Annotated in this window: 22 protein-coding genes; 7 read left to right on the top strand and 15 right to left on the bottom strand. The window is 59.3% G+C overall.

Annotated features, from left to right (window positions below; all coding sequences use genetic code 11):
- The first annotated feature begins 18 nt into the window (after nucleotides 1-18).
- Complete coding sequence (locus F7R20_RS05840) at nucleotides 19-444, top strand: PA0061/PA0062 family lipoprotein (RefSeq protein WP_003196415.1); 426 nt, start codon at nucleotides 19-21, stop codon at nucleotides 442-444.
- A 6-nt stretch (nucleotides 445-450) separates the two neighbouring features.
- On the opposite strand, the gene F7R20_RS05835 is transcribed toward F7R20_RS05840, so the two are convergent.
- Both F7R20_RS05835 and F7R20_RS05830 read right to left on the bottom strand, forming a co-directional pair.
- The gene (locus tag F7R20_RS05835) at nucleotides 451-684 is read right to left on the bottom strand and encodes a DUF1161 domain-containing protein (RefSeq protein WP_003196417.1); all 234 of its coding nucleotides are present in this window, start codon (nucleotides 682-684) and stop codon (nucleotides 451-453) included.
- 149 nt (nucleotides 685-833) lie between these two features.
- Complete coding sequence (locus F7R20_RS05830; protein WP_003196419.1) at nucleotides 834-1,265, bottom strand: OsmC family protein; 432 nt, start codon at nucleotides 1,263-1,265, stop codon at nucleotides 834-836.
- Between the two features lie 239 nt (nucleotides 1,266-1,504).
- Here F7R20_RS05830 and F7R20_RS05825 point away from each other — a divergent pair, with 239 nt between their 5' ends.
- Nucleotides 1,505-2,506 (top strand): LLM class flavin-dependent oxidoreductase, encoded by a 1,002-nt coding sequence (locus tag F7R20_RS05825; RefSeq protein ID WP_003196421.1) that lies wholly within the window; start codon nucleotides 1,505-1,507, stop codon nucleotides 2,504-2,506.
- Nucleotides 2,507-2,560: 54 nt separating this feature from the next.
- Here the strand turns inward: F7R20_RS05825 and F7R20_RS05820 are convergent, their stop codons facing one another.
- Both F7R20_RS05820 and F7R20_RS05815 read right to left on the bottom strand, forming a co-directional pair.
- Entirely contained in the window at nucleotides 2,561-2,785 is a 225-nt protein-coding gene (locus F7R20_RS05820; RefSeq protein ID WP_003196422.1) for a DUF1161 domain-containing protein, read from the bottom strand.
- A gap of 115 nt (nucleotides 2,786-2,900) precedes the next feature.
- The gene (locus tag F7R20_RS05815) at nucleotides 2,901-3,116 is read right to left on the bottom strand and encodes a dodecin (RefSeq protein WP_003196424.1); all 216 of its coding nucleotides are present in this window, start codon (nucleotides 3,114-3,116) and stop codon (nucleotides 2,901-2,903) included.
- Between the two features lie 155 nt (nucleotides 3,117-3,271).
- Here F7R20_RS05815 and F7R20_RS05810 point away from each other — a divergent pair, with 155 nt between their 5' ends.
- Nucleotides 3,272-3,598 (top strand): DUF883 family protein, encoded by a 327-nt coding sequence (locus F7R20_RS05810; RefSeq protein ID WP_003196426.1) that lies wholly within the window; start codon nucleotides 3,272-3,274, stop codon nucleotides 3,596-3,598.
- Here F7R20_RS05810 and F7R20_RS05805 read toward each other — a convergent pair.
- Entirely contained in the window at nucleotides 3,571-4,488 is a 918-nt protein-coding gene (locus F7R20_RS05805; protein WP_003196429.1) for a LysR family transcriptional regulator, read from the bottom strand. The genes F7R20_RS05810 and F7R20_RS05805 overlap by 28 nt on opposite strands.
- Before the next feature lie 112 nt (nucleotides 4,489-4,600).
- Here F7R20_RS05805 and trpB point away from each other — a divergent pair, with 112 nt between their 5' ends.
- Nucleotides 4,601-5,833, top strand: a complete 1,233-nt coding sequence (trpB, locus tag F7R20_RS05800; protein WP_003196431.1) for a tryptophan synthase subunit beta — start codon at nucleotides 4,601-4,603, stop codon at nucleotides 5,831-5,833.
- Nucleotides 5,833-6,645: a tryptophan synthase subunit alpha gene (trpA, locus tag F7R20_RS05795; RefSeq protein ID WP_003196433.1), complete on the top strand. Its 813-nt coding sequence runs from the start codon at nucleotides 5,833-5,835 to the stop codon at nucleotides 6,643-6,645. The genes trpB and trpA overlap by 1 nt, the downstream gene beginning before the upstream one ends.
- Nucleotides 6,646-6,728: 83 nt before the next feature.
- Here the strand turns inward: trpA and F7R20_RS05790 are convergent, their stop codons facing one another.
- The 10 genes from F7R20_RS05790 to F7R20_RS05740 form a co-directional block, all read right to left on the bottom strand.
- Nucleotides 6,729-8,690 (bottom strand): DUF7844 domain-containing protein, encoded by a 1,962-nt coding sequence (locus F7R20_RS05790; RefSeq protein WP_003196436.1) that lies wholly within the window; start codon nucleotides 8,688-8,690, stop codon nucleotides 6,729-6,731.
- The gene (locus F7R20_RS05785) at nucleotides 8,687-9,007 is read right to left on the bottom strand and encodes a DUF2388 domain-containing protein (RefSeq protein ID WP_003187020.1); all 321 of its coding nucleotides are present in this window, start codon (nucleotides 9,005-9,007) and stop codon (nucleotides 8,687-8,689) included. Before F7R20_RS05785 ends, F7R20_RS05790 begins: the two co-directional genes overlap by 4 nt.
- 27 nt (nucleotides 9,008-9,034) lie before the next feature.
- Entirely contained in the window at nucleotides 9,035-9,343 is a 309-nt protein-coding gene (locus F7R20_RS05780) for a DUF2388 domain-containing protein (RefSeq protein ID WP_003196438.1), read from the bottom strand.
- A 106-nt stretch (nucleotides 9,344-9,449) separates the two neighbouring features.
- On the bottom strand, nucleotides 9,450-9,767 hold the full coding sequence (locus F7R20_RS05775; RefSeq protein ID WP_003196441.1) for a DUF2388 domain-containing protein: 318 nt from the start codon (nucleotides 9,765-9,767) through the stop codon (nucleotides 9,450-9,452).
- A gap of 340 nt (nucleotides 9,768-10,107) precedes the next feature.
- On the bottom strand, nucleotides 10,108-10,323 hold the full coding sequence (locus F7R20_RS05770) for a DUF1127 domain-containing protein (RefSeq protein ID WP_003187014.1): 216 nt from the start codon (nucleotides 10,321-10,323) through the stop codon (nucleotides 10,108-10,110).
- Nucleotides 10,324-10,642: 319 nt separating this feature from the next.
- Nucleotides 10,643-12,136 carry an acetyl-CoA hydrolase/transferase family protein gene (locus F7R20_RS05765; protein WP_003196443.1) on the bottom strand — a complete coding sequence of 498 codons (1,494 nt, stop codon included), beginning with the start codon at nucleotides 12,134-12,136 and terminating at the stop codon, nucleotides 10,643-10,645.
- Between the two features lie 199 nt (nucleotides 12,137-12,335).
- Entirely contained in the window at nucleotides 12,336-13,772 is a 1,437-nt protein-coding gene (locus F7R20_RS05755; RefSeq protein ID WP_003196445.1) for an NAD(P)(+) transhydrogenase (Re/Si-specific) subunit beta, read from the bottom strand.
- Complete coding sequence (locus tag F7R20_RS05750) at nucleotides 13,772-14,095, bottom strand: NAD(P) transhydrogenase subunit alpha (protein ID WP_003196446.1); 324 nt, start codon at nucleotides 14,093-14,095, stop codon at nucleotides 13,772-13,774. Before F7R20_RS05750 ends, F7R20_RS05755 begins: the two co-directional genes overlap by 1 nt.
- A gap of 15 nt (nucleotides 14,096-14,110) precedes the next feature.
- Nucleotides 14,111-15,232 carry a Re/Si-specific NAD(P)(+) transhydrogenase subunit alpha gene (locus F7R20_RS05745; RefSeq protein WP_003196448.1) on the bottom strand — a complete coding sequence of 374 codons (1,122 nt, stop codon included), beginning with the start codon at nucleotides 15,230-15,232 and terminating at the stop codon, nucleotides 14,111-14,113.
- Between the two features lie 434 nt (nucleotides 15,233-15,666).
- Nucleotides 15,667-16,563, bottom strand: a complete 897-nt coding sequence (locus F7R20_RS05740; RefSeq protein ID WP_003196450.1) for a LysR family transcriptional regulator — start codon at nucleotides 16,561-16,563, stop codon at nucleotides 15,667-15,669.
- Nucleotides 16,564-16,719: 156 nt separating this feature from the next.
- On the opposite strand from F7R20_RS05740, the gene F7R20_RS05735 reads away from it, so the two are divergent.
- Together F7R20_RS05735 and F7R20_RS05730 are read left to right on the top strand one after the other, a co-directional pair.
- Entirely contained in the window at nucleotides 16,720-17,901 is a 1,182-nt protein-coding gene (locus tag F7R20_RS05735; protein WP_003196452.1) for an acyl-CoA dehydrogenase, read from the top strand.
- A 13-nt stretch (nucleotides 17,902-17,914) separates the two neighbouring features.
- Nucleotides 17,915-19,135 carry a CaiB/BaiF CoA transferase family protein gene (locus F7R20_RS05730; RefSeq protein WP_003196454.1) on the top strand — a complete coding sequence of 407 codons (1,221 nt, stop codon included), beginning with the start codon at nucleotides 17,915-17,917 and terminating at the stop codon, nucleotides 19,133-19,135.
- The last annotated feature ends 383 nt before the right edge of the window (nucleotides 19,136-19,518 follow it).

Here is a 19,518-nt window from a genome sequence, read left to right as displayed (position 1 = left end):
ATTGTCAGGAAACTCACCATGCGCTTACGTCTGCTGTTACTGGCCCTGGTCTCCATGAGCGGTTGTGCAACGAGCCCGCTGCCCCAGGTCGATTCGAACATGGCGTGGATCGATTTCGCTACCCCCATGCCGGGCGGCAAAATGCTGATGGCTGAGGGCCTGGATGGCCAGCGACTGCGAGACGGACGGTTCTTTCAGGTTTCGCCGGGCAGCCACGAACTGAAAGTGCGCTTCGACTTCGAGGTGTTTAGCGGCGGTGGGCTGGGTATGCAAGCCGAACCGCAGGAGCGGCTGTGCTACATGCTCGTGCGTTATGACCATTTCGAGGCCGGCCAGCGCTATCGATTGGAAGCTCGCAACCTGGCGTTCACGCCCAGCGCTCGGCTCTATGATGCCAAGCGTCAAATCGTGGCCGAAGAGCGACAAGTCAATTGCGTTCCGTAGGGCGTCCTAGCGGTCGTTCTTCTGGTAGATGATTTTCTTCGTGCCGTTTTCGCAAGTGCCCACCACCATGTTCTGGTCGTGGACTTCGTCGTTGGTGACGATTTCCAACGTGTAGGACGACACGTTATTGGCCTGGATCTTCGCTTCGATTTCCGCTTTCAGCTCTTCGCAGGATTTGGGGGCTGCAAGGGCTGAGGCAGCGAATGCGCAACCGATGACCACCAGGGCTGATCGTTTCATGTTCGAATTCCTCATGGCAGCGCGCACTGCCTGTGCGCTGAAACTGCAGGCTTCATTCGATCATAATTGCGCCAGGGTAAACAGCTCGACCGTATTCAAGAAATCGCAGCCTTCGGCAGCGCCTGCGAAGGCTGCGACCCTTTCATGCGTCAGTTCACCAGCGTCGCATCCAGGGTGATCTGGGCGTTCAGTACCTTGGAAACCGGGCACCCTTCCTTGGCCTTCTTGCTCAGTTCGTCGAATTGCGCCTGGCTGGCACCGGGGATTTTCGCCTTGAGTACCAGCTTGACTGCCGTGATCGCGAAACCGCCATCGACCTGGTCCAGGGTCACTTCAGCGTTGGTGTCGATGCTGTCGGCCTTGAGCCCGGCATCGCCGAGGATCATCGAAAAGGCCATGGAAAAGCAGCCGGCATGGGCTGCGCCGATCAATTCCTCTGGGTTGGTGCCCTTGCCGCCTTCAAAGCGCGCCTTGAAGCCATAGGGCGCTTCGCGCAGCACACCGGTTTCCGTGGAAATGGAGCCGATACCGGTTTTCAGGTCACCTTCCCAATGAGCCGATGCTTTCTTGATGATAGCCATGTCTGCCTCCTGAAGATCCGGCGCGAGAGACGCGCCTGGGTATTTTTTTAACTGTCTGGGTTGTGAGGATAGACCGCCCGGAAAAGTTCACCTTGTCGATTAGCCGACGAATTTAGTAGGAAAATTCTTCGCAGGGATTGAAACTCGGGTATATGCCCACATTGCATGGAACACACCTTTAGAAACGGCAGGCTTTTGCCCTCGGGAAAAGCCCGGAACGCCGTTGGAGATCCCGGCCCATGAAACAGCTGTCCGAAGTGAAATTCTCAACCCTCGATCTGGTGCCTGTCCGCGCCGATGGCAATGCCGCCCAGTCCTTGCGCAACTCGCTGGACCTGGCACAGCACGTGGAAAAATACGGTTATACCCGTTTCTGGGTAGCCGAACACCACAACATGGATGGTATCGCCAGCTCCGCGACTGCGGTGCTGCTGGGGTATCTGGCGGGGGGGACTTCGACCATTCGTGTCGGCTCCGGCGGCGTCATGTTGCCCAATCACGCGCCGTTGATCATCGCCGAACAGTTCGGCACGCTGGAAAGCCTCTACCCGGGTCGAATCGACCTGGGGTTGGGGCGTGCGCCCGGTTCCGACCAGATGACTGCCCGGGCGCTGCGTCGCGAGCGCTCCGGCAGCGCGGACGATTTCCCTGAAGACGTGGCCGAGCTGATGCGCTACCTCGGCCCGCGCACCCCGGACCAACGCATCATCGCCATGCCCGGCACCGGGACCAATGTGCCGGTATGGTTGCTGGGGTCGAGCCTGTTCAGTGCGCAATTGGCCGGTGAACGCGGTTTGCCCTACGCATTCGCCTCCCATTTCGCACCGCGTTACATGCACGAGGCAATTCGCATCTACCGCAACCACTTCAAGCCGTCGGCGGTGCTCGACAAGCCTTATGTGATGCTCGGCGTGCCGCTGGTAGCGGCGGATACGGATGAACGGGCCGATTACCTGGCGACGTCGGTATACCAGCGGATCCTGGCGCTGATGCGCGGCCAGAGCCTGGTGCAGCGTCCGCCGGTCGAAACCATGAACGGCCTCTGGTTGCCCCATGAGAAAGAAGCGGTTGGCGATTTCTTGGGGCTGGCCATGGTCGGCGGTCCGCAGAAGATTCGCGCCAAGCTCGAGGTGCTGATTGAGCAAACCCAGGCCGATGAGCTGATTTTCACCAGTGACCTGTATGAGCATGCCGATCGTTTGCACTCATACGAGTTGCTGGCGCAGGTCATGAAAGGCTGAATGACGCGCATAAAAAAGCCGACGCACTGCGTCGGCTTTGACGTTCGAAAAGAATCATTTTTTATAGACGATTTCTTTCGTGCCGCCCTCACAGGTGCCGACGACTTTTTGTCCGTCAGCCGCTGCGCCCTTATCGACGATTTCCAGCGAATAACCTGACACGCCCTTGCCATCCAGCTTCGCTGCGATTTCGCTTTTCAGCTCTTCGCAGGGCTTGCCGGCCGCAAACGCGCCACCGGCAAGGCTCAGCAAACCCAGGGCTACCATCAACTTTTTCATCGCTCGCACTCCATGGTCGGATCAAATAGGGCAGGTATTGGCAAAACAGAATGCGCATACCATAGCGCATCGCCATTCCCTATGGCACTCCGCCAGCGTGCAAGTTCATCGCTCCTCAGCTATTCACAATCCGGAACCCGACTTTGAGGGTGACCTGAAAGTGCGCGGCCCGGCCGTTTTCAATGTGTCCGCGGGTTTCCGTGACTTCGAACCACTCCAAGTGCTTGAGGCTTTTGCTGGCCTCGGCCAGGGCATTATTGATGGCGTCTTCAATGCTGGTGGGAGACGAACCGACCAGCTCGACTTTTTTGTAAGTGTGATGATCACTCATGAGGTTCTCCTTGGTTGTTTTTAACAGCCTAGCAGCGATTTTTCGTCATACGTGTGTCGCCGTTTACGCGCTGAAGTTCAGATTTACTGCACTTTCAGAAACGGCCGCAGTCCCAATTCACACACGCCACTCAACCACTGCAGGAGAGAGCCACCATGGCCAGCAATTCGTTACGCAAAGCCTCGTTGCAAAGCATGGAAGCGGAGATCGAGAGTCTGCTCAAGTCGTTGGAAAGCCTGAAGGACGACGCTTCGGACGAGTCGCGTAAGACCCTCAAGTCGCTCAAGGCCAATGCTGAGAACGCCCTGAAACATTCTCGCCATCTGCTCAGCGACGCGTATGAAGAGGTCAAGGTGAAAACCCGTGAAACCGGGATCGCCACACGCGACTACGCGCAGGAACATCCATGGACCACGGCCGGCGTCGCGGTCGGTGCGCTTGGTTTGCTGGCTGCTTACTTGCTGTGCAAACGCGGAGACTGAGTCGGTTGGCTCAGCTCATGCCTGAGCCACTGGGCCAATTGCCGAGCGCGTCCATCTGCGGCTCGCTTGGGTAGCCACAACGCCAGTCGCGCCGCCGTTTCATCGAAACCCCACGGCGCGACCAGGCGACCGGCACGCACGTCCTCGGCCACCAGCGGCTCGGGCGCGATCGCCACGCCAAGCCCCGCTACGGCGGCCTCCAGCAAATAATACAGATGCTCGAATCCTTGCCCGAATTTCAATGCCCGGGGATCAAGGTCGTTTTGCTGTGCCCAGGTCGGCCAGGCCTGTGGGCGGGAGGTGGTGTGCAGCAACGATTCGTCCAGCAATGCGCTGGTCGGTGCGGCCTGCAAGCGGGCGAATCCGACGTAGTGCGGGCTCATCACGGGGCCGATCCGCTCGCTCACCAGTTCATACACCTGCATGTCGGCCGGCCAGGGTGGTTCGGCGAATACCAGCAAGGCGTCCAGTCCCGGTCGCCGGGGGTCCAGGTCGCCCTCGCCGGCGGACAGGTGCAGGCGCAAGTCAGGCAGGTCGGCATTGAGCCTGCCCAGGCGGGGAATAAACCAGCGTGCCAGCAAGCTTCCCGAGCAGCCCAGGACAAACGGGGCATCGGCCGTGCTTTGCGTCAGTTCCGCGCACACGCTGCGTAACCGCTCGAACGCGTCAGTGCTGGCATCGCGCAGACGCATGCCGGCATCTGTGAGTTTCAAGCCGCGTCCATCCTTGATGAACAGGCTGACACCTAAATGCTCTTCCAGCACCTTCAGCTGTCGACTTACAGCGCCATGGGTGACGTGCAGTTGTTCGGCCGCCTGGCTTACGCTGTTCAAGCGGGCGGTGGCCTCGAAGGCGCGCAAGGCGTTGAGGGGGGGAAGGTCGTGGCTCATGTTATCTGTGAGTTTTTCTGACAGGTTGTGGCGATCTTATCGGTTTTCAGTGGCGGATGTCAGGGGTAGAGTGAGCCTCATTGTCTTTCAACGCATTTGCTTGGAGCGCCCGATGACCCAGCCTACGACCCCTTTCAACCTGCGCAGCGGTCCCGATGCCAACGGCCTGTTCGGTGCGTTCGGTGGCCGCTATGTGGCCGAAACCCTGATGCCGCTGATCCTTGATCTGGCCCGCGAATACGAAGTGGCGAAGGAAGATCCGGCGTTCCTCGAAGAATTGGCCTACTTCCAGCGCGACTACGTCGGACGTCCGAGCCCGCTCTACTTCGCCGAGCGCCTGACCGAATACTGCGGCGGTGCCAAGATCTATCTCAAGCGTGAGGAGCTGAACCACACCGGCGCGCACAAGATCAACAACTGCATCGGCCAGATCCTGCTGGCGCGGCGCATGGGCAAGAAACGCATCATCGCCGAGACCGGCGCCGGCATGCACGGTGTGGCCACCGCCACGGTGGCCGCGCGTTTTGGCCTCGATTGCGTGATCTACATGGGCACCACCGACATCGAGCGCCAGCAGGCCAACGTGTTTCGCATGAAGCTGCTGGGCGCTGAAGTGATCCCAGTGGTCGCTGGCACCGGTACCCTGAAAGATGCAATGAACGAGGCCCTGCGCGACTGGGTCACCAACGTCGACAGCACGTTCTACCTGATCGGTACCGTGGCTGGCCCGCATCCGTATCCGGCGATGGTGCGTGACTTCCAGGCTGTGATCGGCAAGGAAACCCGCGAGCAGTTGCAAGCCCAGGAAGGTCGCCTGCCGGACAGCCTGGTGGCGTGCATCGGCGGTGGCTCCAACGCCATGGGCCTGTTCCACCCGTTCCTGGACGACAAGAGCGTCGAGATCATCGGCGTCGAAGCCGCCGGTTATGGCATCGAGACCGGTAAGCATGCGGCGAGCCTGAACGGCGGCGTCCCCGGTGTACTGCACGGCAACCGCACCTTCCTGTTGCAGGACGACGATGGTCAGATCATCGACGCCCATTCGATTTCCGCCGGTCTCGACTACCCCGGCATCGGTCCGGAACACGCCTGGTTGCACGACATTGGTCGCGTCCAGTACACCTCGGTGACCGACGCCGAAGCTCTGGAAGCCTTTCACAAATGCTGCCGACTGGAAGGGATCATTCCTGCATTGGAAAGCGCCCATGCCCTGGCGGAAGTGTTCAAACGCGCACCGAACCTGCCGAAGGATCACCTGATGGTGGTCAACCTGTCCGGCCGTGGCGACAAAGACATGCAAACCGTGATGCACCACATGGAACAGTCCCAGCAGGAGAAACACTGATGAGCCGCCTGCAAACCCGTTTTGCCGAACTCAAGGAACAGAACCGCGCCGCCCTGGTGACTTTCGTCACGGCTGGCGACCCGGACTACGACACCTCGCTGGCAATCCTCAAGGGCCTGCCAGCGGCCGGTGCCGATGTCATCGAGCTGGGCATGCCGTTCACCGACCCGATGGCCGACGGTCCGGCGATCCAGTTGGCGAACATTCGTGCCTTGGGCGCCCAGCAGAACCTGGCGAAAACCCTGCAGATGGTTCGTGAGTTCCGCAAAGACAACAGCGAGACGCCGTTGGTGCTGATGGGCTACTTCAACCCGATCCACCGTTATGGCGTGCAGCGTTTCATTGGCGAGGCGCTGGAATCTGGTGTGGATGGCCTGATCGTTGTGGACATGCCGCCCGAGCACAACAGCGAACTGTGCGAACCGGCCCAGGCAGCAGGCCTGGACTTCATCCGCCTGACCACGCCAACCACCGACGACGTGCGTTTGCCAACGGTGCTCAATGGTAGTTCCGGCTTTGTATATTACGTATCGGTGGCGGGTGTGACCGGTGCCGGTGCCGCGACGCTGGAGCATGTGGAAGAAGCCGTGGCGCGCTTGCGTCGCCACACCGATTTGCCGATCAGCATTGGTTTCGGTATCCGTACGCCGGAGCAGGCTGCGGCCATCGCACGATTGGCTGATGGTGTGGTGGTTGGCTCGGCGCTGATCGACCATATCGCCAATGCCGATACGTCGGAACAGGCAATCGATGGCGTGTTGAGCTTGTGTGCCGCCCTGGCCGATGGTGTGCGCAAGGCGCGTGTCAGCTGATTGTTGATCGTCCTGCAGCATGAAAAAAGGGGTTCAGAACTTGGTTCTGAACCCCTTTTTGTTATCGCTTCAAGCAGTGCACGTCAGGGCAATTCCAACCCGCCCCCGGCCTTGTGCAGTCTGCGCAAATGCTCGCCGATCGCTTTCACATTGGCCTCGCTGGCAGCAATTTCAGCGGCGCGACTCGGCTCAAGCAATGCCCGGACTTCCTTGTCCAGGTCACCTGTCAGCGTTTGAAGCTGTTTCTGGCGCAAGCTGCTTTCCGACTCCAAGCGTTGCCACTCGCTGGGTTGCGGCAAGCCATAGCCGCTGCTGCCCAGCAGTTCGGCCGGACGGCTCAGGAAGCCGCTGTTGGCGAGGATCTGCTGCAGCGTTGCATTAGCCCTTTCCATGCCGCCATTCTGCAATTCACGGGCTCCGAGATAACGCTGTTTGACTTCATCCTGGGCCAACAACAGTTGCCGACGATAACTGGCCTGTTCCAACAGCAACAGCGCCGCGCTGGTGCGCAGGTCGGCCTGTTCGAACCAGACGCGGCGTTCGGCGGCGTCCAGGGCCAGCCAGTCCTCCACCGTTTGTTGCTTGATCGGCAGATACTTCTTCAGCACATCGAACATCGCCTGGTATCGCTCGCGGAATGAGTCGAAGCGGTAGCCCAGGCGCAGGGCTTCCTTGGGATCATCCAGCACGCTGGTATCCGCCAGGCCCCGGCCCTTGAGGACTTCCAGCAAGCCGTTGGGCATGATGCTGTCCAGGCCCTTGAGCTGCTCGTTATTGCTGCCGCTGCGCAACAGCTTCAAGCTTTCCACGGCGCAGTTGTTGGACAGGAAGTAATAGTTGCCGTCGTAGCTCCAATGCATTTCGGCGGCGTGCTCGACCGTCTCCTCGATCTCGGTGCGCGACAGGTTCAGCGGCACCGACGCCAGGCTGCGCAGTTCGGTCTTGGTGTATTCATCGATCACCTGGGCCAACGGCAATACGAACAGGCGCGACGGGTATTTGCCGACCAGCCCGTCCCAACTCGATAGCTGCACATCGCCGACGAAGGCGCGGTACGACAGCACCAGGTGTTGGTCCAGATCCAGTCGGCAGTCCGGGCCACGTGGGCGACCTGGTGCGCAGATCACCAGCCGGAGCATGCTGTGGCCCCAGCGGCTCACCCAGTTCTGGTTGGCTTCGGCCAGCAGGTAATCAATGGCATAGACCCGTTCTGGATCGACCTTGCCCAGCGGTGTCTTGGCGAAGTCGTTGCCGGCATTGAGGAACGCGAACGATTTGGCGCAGGTGTCCTTGGCGGCGGGTGCCCAGCCGAAGTGTTCCTGGTAATAGCGATACAGGGCGGGACGTCGGCAGGCGTAGCTCGGGTCGAGGAGAAAGTACTCCATATTGACCGCGACGAACTCCTTGGGGCTGCTCGTTTCATAGAGGTCCGGGCTGCGGGCGACCTGGCGGTTGTGCTGTTCCCGCTCTCCGCGACGGCCGACGTATTGCGGCCAGCCGGCGAGGTCCAGCAAGCGCGGATCATCGCTGAGGGTGAAGCGGCGGTCGTTCTGGCCCCGGCATTCATCGGGAAGACCGATCAACCCGGCGCTGCTGTTGCGTCGAGTGCAACGCTGGATCAGCGCCCGCTCGGGATCTGGCCAGAGACGCGAGCGGTCATAAATGTGGGTCAGTTCGTGCAAAACGGTGGCGAGCATTTCCCGTCGCACGGTGCCATGGGGGCGATGGGTCTTTTGCGTCGCGGCACTGCCGTCGACAAGGCTGTCGAGCAGGTTGCTATTGAGGTCCAGTTGCGACACCAGCGAGGCCTGGCCGTAGGCGTTGGCCGGCATCTGGTCGGTCCAGCCGACATCGATGCGTCGGTCCAGCCGCTCGATGAAGCGCGGCGGCAGCGCCTGCATGGCTTCATCGAGCAGCGCCTGGCTGGCCTGCTGTTGCGCCGGGCTCAGTCCTTCGACGTTGAGGTGCAGTCGCAGGCCGGCCTGGGCCATGCTGCCCGTGAGCAGCAAGACCCCGGCCGCCAGCCAGGCGGCGAACCGCCTCACAATGCGAGGATGGCTTCGGCGAGAACCTGGTCACTGGCGTCGCGGGCTTCCGGCACGCGGGTGCGCAAGGTGTCGAAGGCGGCCTCGAGATGAGCGCCACGAATTTCACCATTGCTGGCGACAAAACTGGCTGCATCGTCGTGGGCTTCGCGGACGATTTTCGAATCACGGATGGAGGTGGTGGTGTCGGAAGTGAAATCAATCGTGCGCTGGGAAGCGCGAACGATGATGTTACTGGTGGCTACCAGGGTATGTGCCTGGGCCACATCGGCCAACACCAGCAGGCCTAGGGCGGCAGCAATCAGCGGGCTACGCATGGAACGACTCCGGAGAAATAAGGATAACTATTGGACGAGAATTGCCTGTGCCAGTTCAAGGTCGCTGACGTGAAGTTTTGGCTGGGTCCGGCGCAGGTAATCCAAGGCCGATTCCAGCTGTGCACCTCGCAACTGCCCGTCGCTGGCAATGAAGGCCGCGGCGTCATCGTGAGCGGCGACGATCAGTTTATGGTCGAAGGGCGCGGAGGTCACCATGCTCGTGGCATAGACGCTGACCACCACTTGCTGGGTGGACACATCGAAGGCATGGGCCGGAACAGACCAGCAAAAAACTACGAAGAAAGACGCGATGAACAGATCTGAGTAAAAGCGCATGGGACTCGACGGTTGATGGCGAGCCTGAAGGCTAGCGCAAACCTGCGGGCCAGAGCCAGCGCTGAAACATCGGAACACCATTGGGTGCCCGATGTTTCATGTTGCATCAGATTACCAGGATGGCCTGGGCAAGCTGCGCATCGGTGGCGTTGAGCTGCGGTGCCTGCTGGCGGATGTAATCCAGGGCACTTTCCAGTTTCACACCACGGATGGCGCCTTCGCTGGCCACGAAGCTGGCGGCATCATCACGGGCGGCCTGAACGATCTTGTTGTCCCGCAGTGATGAGGTTGCATCGGAGGTCACGTCGGACGTGGCCTTGAGTGCGCCGACAATGGAGTCAGTGGTGACGATAAAGCTGCTGGCGTTGGAGTGGGCGGCTACGGCCAGCAGGGCAACTGCGCTGAGCAGGCGGAGACGGATCATGAGAAAACTCCTTGAAGGATGAGGATACCGGTGCGTGTAGCTGGAAGAGGAGACGCATGCTCGACTCGCTTCGCCACGTTCGCATCGATATTAGGACAGAACGCGTTGGGTGACAGCCTTTGCGACGGTCATCGGCAGCATGATGCCCGCATTGGGTGCTACGGCTCAAGATGAACTGTACTGGTATGTTGTTAAGATCTTGGAAACTGTTATATCTCTCCGGTCTTCCAAAAAACAGGGCCGGAAACGACAAGACCCGTCGCGGTTTCCCGCGACGGGTCTTGTTTGTTCAATTCGGTGCTGGCGGTGGACCCGGTGGGTCAGGGCCAGCGACGCTGAGTTAGCGCCAGAACGGCTTGCTCAGCTCTTCGTAACGTTGTGCTTCGCTGATACCGGCGTCAGCCAGCAGGCGCGAATCCAGACGAGCCAGTTGGTGGCGGCTGGCGATGCGGCGCTGCCACAACATCAGGTTAGCGATAACGCGAAGAGGCAGGGAAGCCTGGTTTTTTTCAGCTTTGTCTTCGAAAAACAGCTCGGAACTGAGTGTACGTTCCATGGTTGACATCCTTCCGCTTGTGGCGGGATTAGGTAGTGGTTTAACTGGTGCCCATGATCCTCTCGTTTGGCCAGTCTCTCTAGATACAGTTCACCTGTATTGTGAGAGACCAGTTAACTGTTAAAGAGCGGTGTACTGGTCAATATTGAGGCAACTGTACCTATCTGCACAGTAATGGTGCAATTTAGGTGGTTGACAGAAGTTTTGTGGGAAAAGACTGTAAGAAAACACCGGTACAGCAGTACAGTTTTTGTCGATTCAGGCTCGGGTGACGGCCTTCAATCAAAACTGTATTTGCGATAGCGGTGATCCAGCTGTATCAGACGGCCAACATGCGCCCGGTCTCTTCGAGGTTGACGTGCCAACTCAGTGCATCGCGCAGGATGTGCGGGGTATGTCCACCCAGGGCGCAGGCTGCTTCGAAATAATCATTCAGAGCTTGGCGGTAGGACGGGTGCACGCAGTTGTCGATGACCACTCGTGCCCGCTCCCTTGGCGCCAGGCCGCGCAGGTCGGCCAGGCCGATCTCGGTCACCAGGATGTCGACATCGTGCTCGGTATGGTCCACATGGCTGACCATCGGCACGACACTGGAAATGGCACCGCCCTTGGCAATCGACTTGGTAACGAAAATCGCCAAGTGGGCGTTGCGGGCGAAATCCCCCGAACCGCCAATGCCATTCATCATCCGAGTGCCGCAGATATGGGTGGAGTTGACGTTGCCGTACAGGTCGAACTCCAGCGCGGTATTGATACCGATGATGCCCAGGCGGCGGACGACCTCGGGATGATTGGAGATCTCCTGTGGGCGCAGGACCAGTTTGTCCTTATACCTTTCCAGATTTCCGAATACATCGGCGTTGCGTCGGCTCGACAGGGTGATAGAGCTGCCGGAGGCGAAGCTCAGCTTGCCAGCGTCGATCAAGTCAAATGTCGAGTCCTGCAGGACCTCGGAATACATGGTCAGGTCTTCGAAGGGGGAATCGATCAGCCCGCACATCACGGCGTTGGCGATGTTGCCAATCCCGGCCTGCAACGGCCCGAGCTTGTTGGTCATGCGCCCAGCCGCAACTTCCTGCTTGAAGAAGTCGATCAGATGATCGGCGATGGCCTGGGTGTCGCTGTCCGGTGACGCGACGGTCGAAGGCGAGTCCCCTTGGTTGGTGATGACAATGGCGGCAATTTTTTCCGGCGGGATCGGGATAGCGGGGCTGCCAATACGGTCGTCGACTTTCACCAGGGGGATTGGGGTGCGGGTCGGGCGATAAGTCGGGATATAGATGTCGTGCAGCCCTTCCAGGTTCGGGTTGTGGGCCATGTTGATCTCGATGATCACTTGCCGGGCGAAGATGGCGAAACTGGCCGAGTTACCTACCGATGTGGTCGGTACGATATGCCCTTGCTCGGTGATGGCCACCGCTTCGATCACGGCAATGTCGGGCAGCTTGAGCTGGCCGTTGCGCAGTTGTTCAACGGTTTCCGAGAGATGCTGGTCGATGAACATCACCTCGCCTGCGTTGATCGCCTTGCGCAACGTGCTGTCGACCTGGAATGGCATACGCCGCGCCAGCACGCCGGCCTCGGTGAGTTCCTTGTCGAGATCGTTACCCAGGCTCGCACCCGTCATCAGGCTGATTTTCAGCGGAGTGACCTTGGCGCGCTCAGCCAGGGCGTGGGGCACTGCTTTCGCTTCTCCGGCGCGGGTAAAGCCGCTCATGCCGACGGTCATGCCGTCCTGAATCAACAAGGCTGCTTCGGCAGCGCTCATCACTTTATTCAATAACGAAGGCAAGCGGATGCGATCACGGTACATAGGTTGTTATCTCGGGCTGGAAAGCAAGATGCGCAGTCTAGTGAATTCGCGCGGTGCCCGACCCGCTACAAAGGTCGCATTTAAGGCCTCTATTACGGGTGTTTCAGGCAAAACATTATTACCGGATCGGTAACGTTCGGCCTTGATACAAATCAAAACGCCCCGACGAGTCGGGGCGTTGATGGCGAAGCCGTGAGTGTTATTCCACTGCTTTGACCATGTCTTCAATGACCTTCTTGGCGTCACCGAACACCATCATGGTCTTGTCGAGATAGAACAGCTCGTTGTCCAGGCCGGCATAGCCGCTGGCCATCGAGCGCTTGTTGACGATGATGGTCTTGGCCTTGAAGGCCTCGAGGATCGGCATGCCGGCAATCGGCGACTTCGGATCGTTCTTCGCCGCCGGGTTGACCACGTCGTTGGCGCCCAGTACCAGCACCACGTCGGCCTGGCCGAACTCGGAGTTGATGTCTTCCATCTCGAACACCTGGTCGTAAGGCACTTCGGCCTCGGCCAGCAGGACGTTCATGTGCCCGGGCATGCGACCGGCCACCGGGTGGATCGCGTATTTGACGGTCACGCCGTGGTGGGTCAGCTTCTCGGTCAGCTCTTTCAGCGCGTGCTGCGCTCGTGCCACCGCCAAGCCATAGCCCGGCACGATGATCACCGTGTCGGCGTTGGTCAGCAGGAAGGTCGCGTCGTCAGCCGAACCGGATTTCACCGGGCGGGCTTCTTTCGAACCGGCCGGGCCAGCAGCATCTGCTGTGTTGCCGAAACCGCCGAGCAACACGTTGAAGAACGAACGGTTCATCGCCTTGCACATGATGTACGAGAGGATCGCACCGCTCGAACCCACCAACGAACCGGCAATGATCAGCATCGAGTTATTCAGCGAGAAACCGATACCTGCTGCGGCCCAACCGGAATAACTGTTGAGCATCGAGACCACCACCGGCATGTCCGCGCCGCCGATCGGGATGATGATCAGCACGCCCAGGACAAACGCCAGGGCCAGCATCAAGGCGAACGCGCCGAGGTTACCGGTGAACATAAAGGTCAGGCCCAGGCCCAGCGTTGCCAGGCCCAGGATCAGGTTGAGCTTGTGCTGACCACCAAACTGTACCGGTGCGCCCTGGAACAGACGGAACTTGTACTTGCCCGAGAGCTTGCCGAACGCGATCACCGAACCGGAGAAGGTAATTGCACCAATGGCTGCGCCGAGGAACAGCTCCAGGCGGTTACCCGCCGGAATCGAATCACCCAGTTGCTTGACGATGCCCAGGGATTGCGGCTCGACGACCGCTGCGACAGCAATGAACACCGCCGCCAGGCCGATCATGCTGTGCATGAACGCCACCAGCTCCGGCATCTTGGTCATCTCGACGCGCTTGGCCATGATCGAGCCAGCGGTGCCGCCGATCAGCAGGCCGACGATGACGTAGCCGATGCCGGCTGTCGCTAGCTCAGCGCCCAGCTTATAGATGAGGCCCACAGTGGTAAGCACCGCCAGCGCCATGCCGAGCATGCCGAACAGGTTGCCTCGGCGTGACGTGGTGGGGTGCGACAGGCCTTTGAGGGCCTGGATGAAGCAGATCGACGCGATCAGGTAGAGCGTCGTTACCAGGTTCATGCTCATTACTTGGGCGCCTCTTCTTTTGCGGCTTTCGGGGCTTTTTTCTTGAACATCTCAAGCATGCGGCGCGTCACCAGGAAGCCACCGAATACGTTGACCGCGGCCAGGGCCACGGCGAGGGTGCCCATGGTCTTGCCCAGAGGCGTTACGGTCAGCGCGGCAGCGAGCATGGCGCCGACGATCACGATCGCCGAAATGGCGTTGGTTACCGCCATCAACGGCGTGTGCAGCGCGGGTGTTACGTTCCAGACCACGTGATAACCGACATAAATCGCCAGCACGAAGATGATCAGGTTGTAGATACCGGGGGAGATAAGCTCTTCCATTGTCTGAATCCCTGCTTAGGCGTTTTTGCGGATGACTTGGCCGTCGCGGCACATCAGGCACGCGGCAACGATGTCGTCTTCCAGGTTCACGTCGAACTGACCTTCCTTGGTGAAGACCAGCTTCAGGAAGTCCAGCAGGTTGCGGGCGTACAGCGCCGAAGCGTCAGCCGCGACTTCACCGGCCAGGTTGGTCGGACCGCAAATGGTCACGCCATTCTCGACAACCACCTGATCGGCCACGGTCAGCGGGCAGTTACCGCCCTGGGCTGCCGCGAGATCGATGACCACCGAGCCGGGTTTCATCTGCGCGACGGTTTCGGCGCTCAGCAGCGTCGGTGCCTTGCGGCCCGGAATCAATGCGGTGGTGATGACGATGTCCGCCTGCTTGGCGCGCTCGTGCACCGCTTGGGCCTGGCGCTGCATCCAGCTGGCCGGCATCGGCCGGGCGTAACCACCGACGCCGACGGCGCATTCACGTTCTTCGTCGGTTTCGTAAGGCACGTCGACGAACTTGGCGCCGAGGGATTCGATTTGTTCCTTGACCGCCGGACGCACATCCGAGGCTTCGATCACCGCGCCCAGACGCTTGGCCGTGGCAATCGCCTGCAACCCGGCCACGCCCGCGCCGAGAATCAGCACGCGCGCCGCTTTCACGGTGCCTGCGGCGGTCATCAGCATCGGCATGAAGCGCGGGTAGTGGTGGGCGGCCAACAGTACGGCTTTATAGCCGGCAATGTTCGCTTGAGACGACAGCACATCCAGGCTTTGGGCGCGGGAGGTACGTGGCGCGGCCTCAAGGGCGAAAGCGGTGATGCCGCATTCGGCCAGCTTGGCGATGGTTTCGTTGTTGAACGGATTGAGCATGCCCACCAGAACGGTGCCGCTCTTGATCAGCGTCAGTTCGCTGTCGCTGGGGGCAACCACCTTGAGAATCAGCTCGGCCCCGAATGCATCACTGGCACTGCCAATGGTTGCGCCCGCCGCCTCATAGGCACTGTCGATAACGCTGGCCTTGATGCCGGCGCCGCTTTGAACAGTGACTTTATGGCCTTGGCCAATCAGCTTCTTGATGGTTTCCGGGGTAGCAGCAACCCGTGTTTCACCCGTTTGGGTTTCGAGGGGAACACCAATGTGCACGTCAAATCTCCTGCGTGATCTTATTGAGTAAACCCAGGCACTTCGGATGGTGCGGCTGGGGCGGCCGATCAGCACGATCCCGCCAAACCAGGCGGGGCGCGGCATTTTGCAGGCGAAAATTCAGCCCTTCAAGGGATTATGACGGGTGACGGAAAATTAACTACAAGTCACCCTGTGACCGAATGTCGCAATTATCGATCGGCATCCCTTGTAGGCCGTGCTTTCCAAGGATTCAGGTTCAAATTGACAACTTTTCCCATCGGCCAGGTGAATAGGCCCTGATGCGCTGCACAATATGGCTCAAAGCCATGTATTTAAACGCTTTGGAGACTACTGCACGGGCTTCATAACAGATTGACTGAATGCGACATAAACTTATATCTGTAGCGACCTTTGTTAGTTGACTACCTAAGTAAGTCTTAGGCTTTTTCTTTTTAATCAAGGAGATAGCTAGTGGCCTGCTTCACGAGCCAATCGCGAAAAGCTCGAAGAGAGGCGGATTCGACCTTTCGCTCTGGAATCATCAGGTAGTAGGCCTTGATGCTCGATAGCGCGCTACGGTTGGCCACGACCAGTCGTTTCTCTGCCAGCTCGCGCTGGATCAAGAAGGGTGGAATCAGCGCAATGCCCATGTCGTGCATGGCCGCTTGGGCAAGCATGGAGAATAGTTCATAACGCGGGCCTGTCAGGTCTCGTGCAATGTTCAGGTTCTGGGCATTGAACCACTGGCGCCATGCATACGGGCGAGTGGTCTGTTGGAGCAAGGGCAATTCGGCGATGGCCTCTGGTGTCAGGCTCGTCCGATCTCCCAGTAAGGTAGGGCTGCATACCGGCATCGGATTTTCGCCCATCAGTTTGTGGGATTCGGTACCGGACCAGTCCGCATCACCAAAATAGATGGCGGCGTCAAACTCTGTGTCCGCAAAGAGAAAGGGCCTTGTGCGGTTGGTCAGGTTGACGGTGACTTCCGGATGCTGCTGCTGGAAATCCTTGAGGCGTGGTAGCAGCCATTGAGTACCGAAGGTTGGAACCACGGCCAGTTCGATCACGTTCGCACCGGTGTGTCCCATCACTGAAAGAGCGTCGCGCTCGACGGCGTCCAGTTGGGTGGCGACTCGACGGCTGTAGGAAAGGCCGGCTTCGGTCAGTTTGACGCCTCGACGCGAGCGTCGGAAAAGCTCCACGCTGAGGAAGTCTTCCAGGCTGGCGATTTGTCGGCAGATCGCGCCCTGCGTAAGAGAAAGCTCGTGCGCAGCCTTGGTGAAGCTCTCATGACGTGCGGCAGCCTCGAAACTGATCAGGGCGGTGGTGCTGGGGATTTTACGGCGCATGTACGCAAGCCTCACTCAATATCGACATAAACGGGGTTTATGGCGTTTACGGAGTGAGAAATTAGCACAAGATAGTGCGCAATCCTCGTTTGCCCTTGTAGGAAAGCGCGCCTAGGATCAATCCACGATTTTCATTTAATTGGCGAGGACTCTTTCATGGCCGGTAAAGCGAGCTTCAACTGGATCGATCCATTGTTGCTGGATCAGCAGCTCACCGAAGAAGAACGCATGATCCGCGACACTGCTGAGCAGTTCGCCCAGCAGAAGCTCGCGCCGCGGGTGCTGGAAGCGTTTCGTCATGAGAAGACCGACCCGGCGATTTTCCGCGAGATGGGTGAGATCGGCCTGCTGGGGGCAACCATTCCTGAGCAGTACGGTGGCAGTGGGCTGAACTACGTCAGCTATGGCCTGATCGCTCGTGAAGTCGAGCGCGTCGATTCCGGTTATCGCTCGATGATGAGCGTGCAGTCCTCGCTGGTCATGGTGCCGATCAATGAATTCGGTACCGAGGCGCAAAAACAGAAGTATCTGCCGAAGCTGGCGTCTGGTGAATGGATCGGTTGCTTTGGGCTGACCGAGCCGAACCATGGTTCCGACCCGGGCGCGATGATTACCCGGGCGCGCAAAGTGGAGGGCGGCTACAGCCTGACGGGTAGCAAAATGTGGATCACCAACAGTCCGATCGCCGACGTCTTTGTCGTCTGGGGTAAGGACGACGCCGGCGATATCCGCGGCTTCGTGCTCGAGAAGGGCTGGAAGGGCCTGAGTGCGCCGGCCATTCACGGCAAGGTCGGGTTGCGCGCCTCGATCACTGGCGAAATCGTGATGGACAACGTATTCGTTCCAGAAGAGAACATCTTCCCGGATGTCCGTGGCCTGAAGGGCCCTTTTACTTGCCTGAACTCGGCGCGCTACGGCATCTCCTGGGGCGCCTTGGGGGCCGCTGAGTTCTGCTGGCATACCGCTCGCCAGTACACGCTGGACCGCCAACAGTTTGGGCGTCCGCTGGCTGCCAATCAGTTGATTCAGAAGAAGCTGGCCGACATGCAGACCGAAATCACGCTGGCCCTGCAGGGATGCCTACGTCTTGGACGTATGAAAGATGAGGGCACGGCGGCGGTCGAGATCACCTCGATCATGAAGCGCAACTCCTGCGGCAAATCCCTGGATATCGCTCGCATGGCGAGGGACATGCTGGGTGGCAACGGTATTTCCGATGAGTTTGGCGTCGCTCGTCATCTCGTGAACCTGGAAGTCGTAAACACCTACGAAGGCACCCACGATGTTCATGCGCTGATCCTGGGGCGTGCGCAAACCGGTATCCAGGCGTTCTATTAATAGGGGAACGTCCATGGGCGCGCTTTCGCATCTGCGGGTATTGGATTTATCGAGGGTCCTGGCCGGGCCGTGGGCCGGACAGATCCTGGCGGACCTGGGGGCTGATGTCATCAAGGTCGAGCGTCCCGGCAATGGTGACGACACCCGCGCCTGGGGGCCGCCTTTCCTGAAGGATGCCCGAGGCGAGAACACGACCGAGGCTGCTTATTATCTGTCGGCCAATCGCAACAAGCAGTCGGTGACCATCGATTTCACGCGTCCGGAGGGGCAGCGGCTGGTGCGAGAGCTGGCGGCCAAGTCCGACATCCTGATCGAAAACTTCAAGGTTGGCGGGCTGGCGGCTTATGGTCTGGACTATGAGTCGCTAAAGGCGATCAATCCGCAATTGATCTACTGCTCAATCACTGGGTTTGGCCAGACCGGCCCTTATGCCAAGCGTGCCGGGTATGACTTCATGATTCAGGGGCTGGGGGGCTTGATGAGCCTGACCGGTCGCCCTGAGGGCGATGAGGGTGCGGGGCCGGTGAAGGTGGGGGTCGCGCTGACGGATATCCTCACGGGGCTGTATTCGACTGCTGCTATTTTGGCGGCGCTGGCGCATCGTGATCATGCCGGCGGCGGGCAGCACATCGATATGGCCTTGCTGGATGTTCAAGTGGCTTGCCTGGCCAATCAGGCGATGAACTACCTGACCACGGGCAACGCGCCGAAACGGCTGGGCAATGCACATCCGAACATCGTGCCTTATCAGGATTTTCCTACGGCCGATGGCGATTTCATCCTTACGGTGGGTAACGACGGCCAGTTCCGAAAATTCGCTGAGGTTGCCGGTCAACCGCAGTGGGCTGATGACCCGCGTTTTGCCACAAACAAGCTGCGGGTGGCAAATCGGGCGGTGTTGATTCCGTTGATTCGTCAGGCGACGGTGTTCAAGACTACAGCCGAGTGGGTGGTTCAGTTGGAGCAGGCGGGTGTGCCGTGTGGGCCAATCAACGATCTTGCCCAGGTGTTTGCCGATCCTCAGGTGCAGGCACGTGGATTGGCGATGGAATTGCCTCACGTACTGGCTGGTAGCGTGCCTCAGGTGGCGAGTCCGATTCGACTCTCCGAGACGCCGGTGGAATATCGCAATGCGCCCCCTTTATTAGGGGAGCATACGCTGGAGGTCCTGCAGCGAGTGTTGGGGCTGGACCAAGCAGCGGTGACGGCGTTCAGAGAGGCGGGGGTTCTTTGAGTCTTCTCTTCTATATAGAGGGAGGTTCTTAAGGACAAAAGCAGCGGGTTTGCCCGTGTTGCGCAACTTATTGATAGAAAAGCGAAATTAAGGGTTGACGGCAGATTCTGGAAGTCTATAATTCGCCCCACTTCCGGCGCAGTCGAAACGGAAAACTCCTTGAGATTCAATGAGTTAAGTAGGTTTCGAAGGTGCTGGGCTTCAGTTCATCGAAGCCCGGAAGGAGCAGATAGAGCGGTGTTGTTTGGCTCTATCAGCGGTTCGATCTTCTCGGTCGAAAGCGGTGAAAAAGAGGTGTTGACAGCAGCGAGTAACGCTGTAGAATTCGCCTCCCGCTAACGAGAGATCGGAAGCGCAAGTGGTTGAAGTTGCAAAGGAAACTT

Source organism: Pseudomonas brassicacearum subsp. brassicacearum, assembly GCF_008801605.1.
GTDB lineage: Bacteria > Pseudomonadota > Gammaproteobacteria > Pseudomonadales > Pseudomonadaceae > Aquipseudomonas > Aquipseudomonas brassicacearum.
This window is presented reverse-complemented; position numbering and strand designations above follow the sequence as displayed.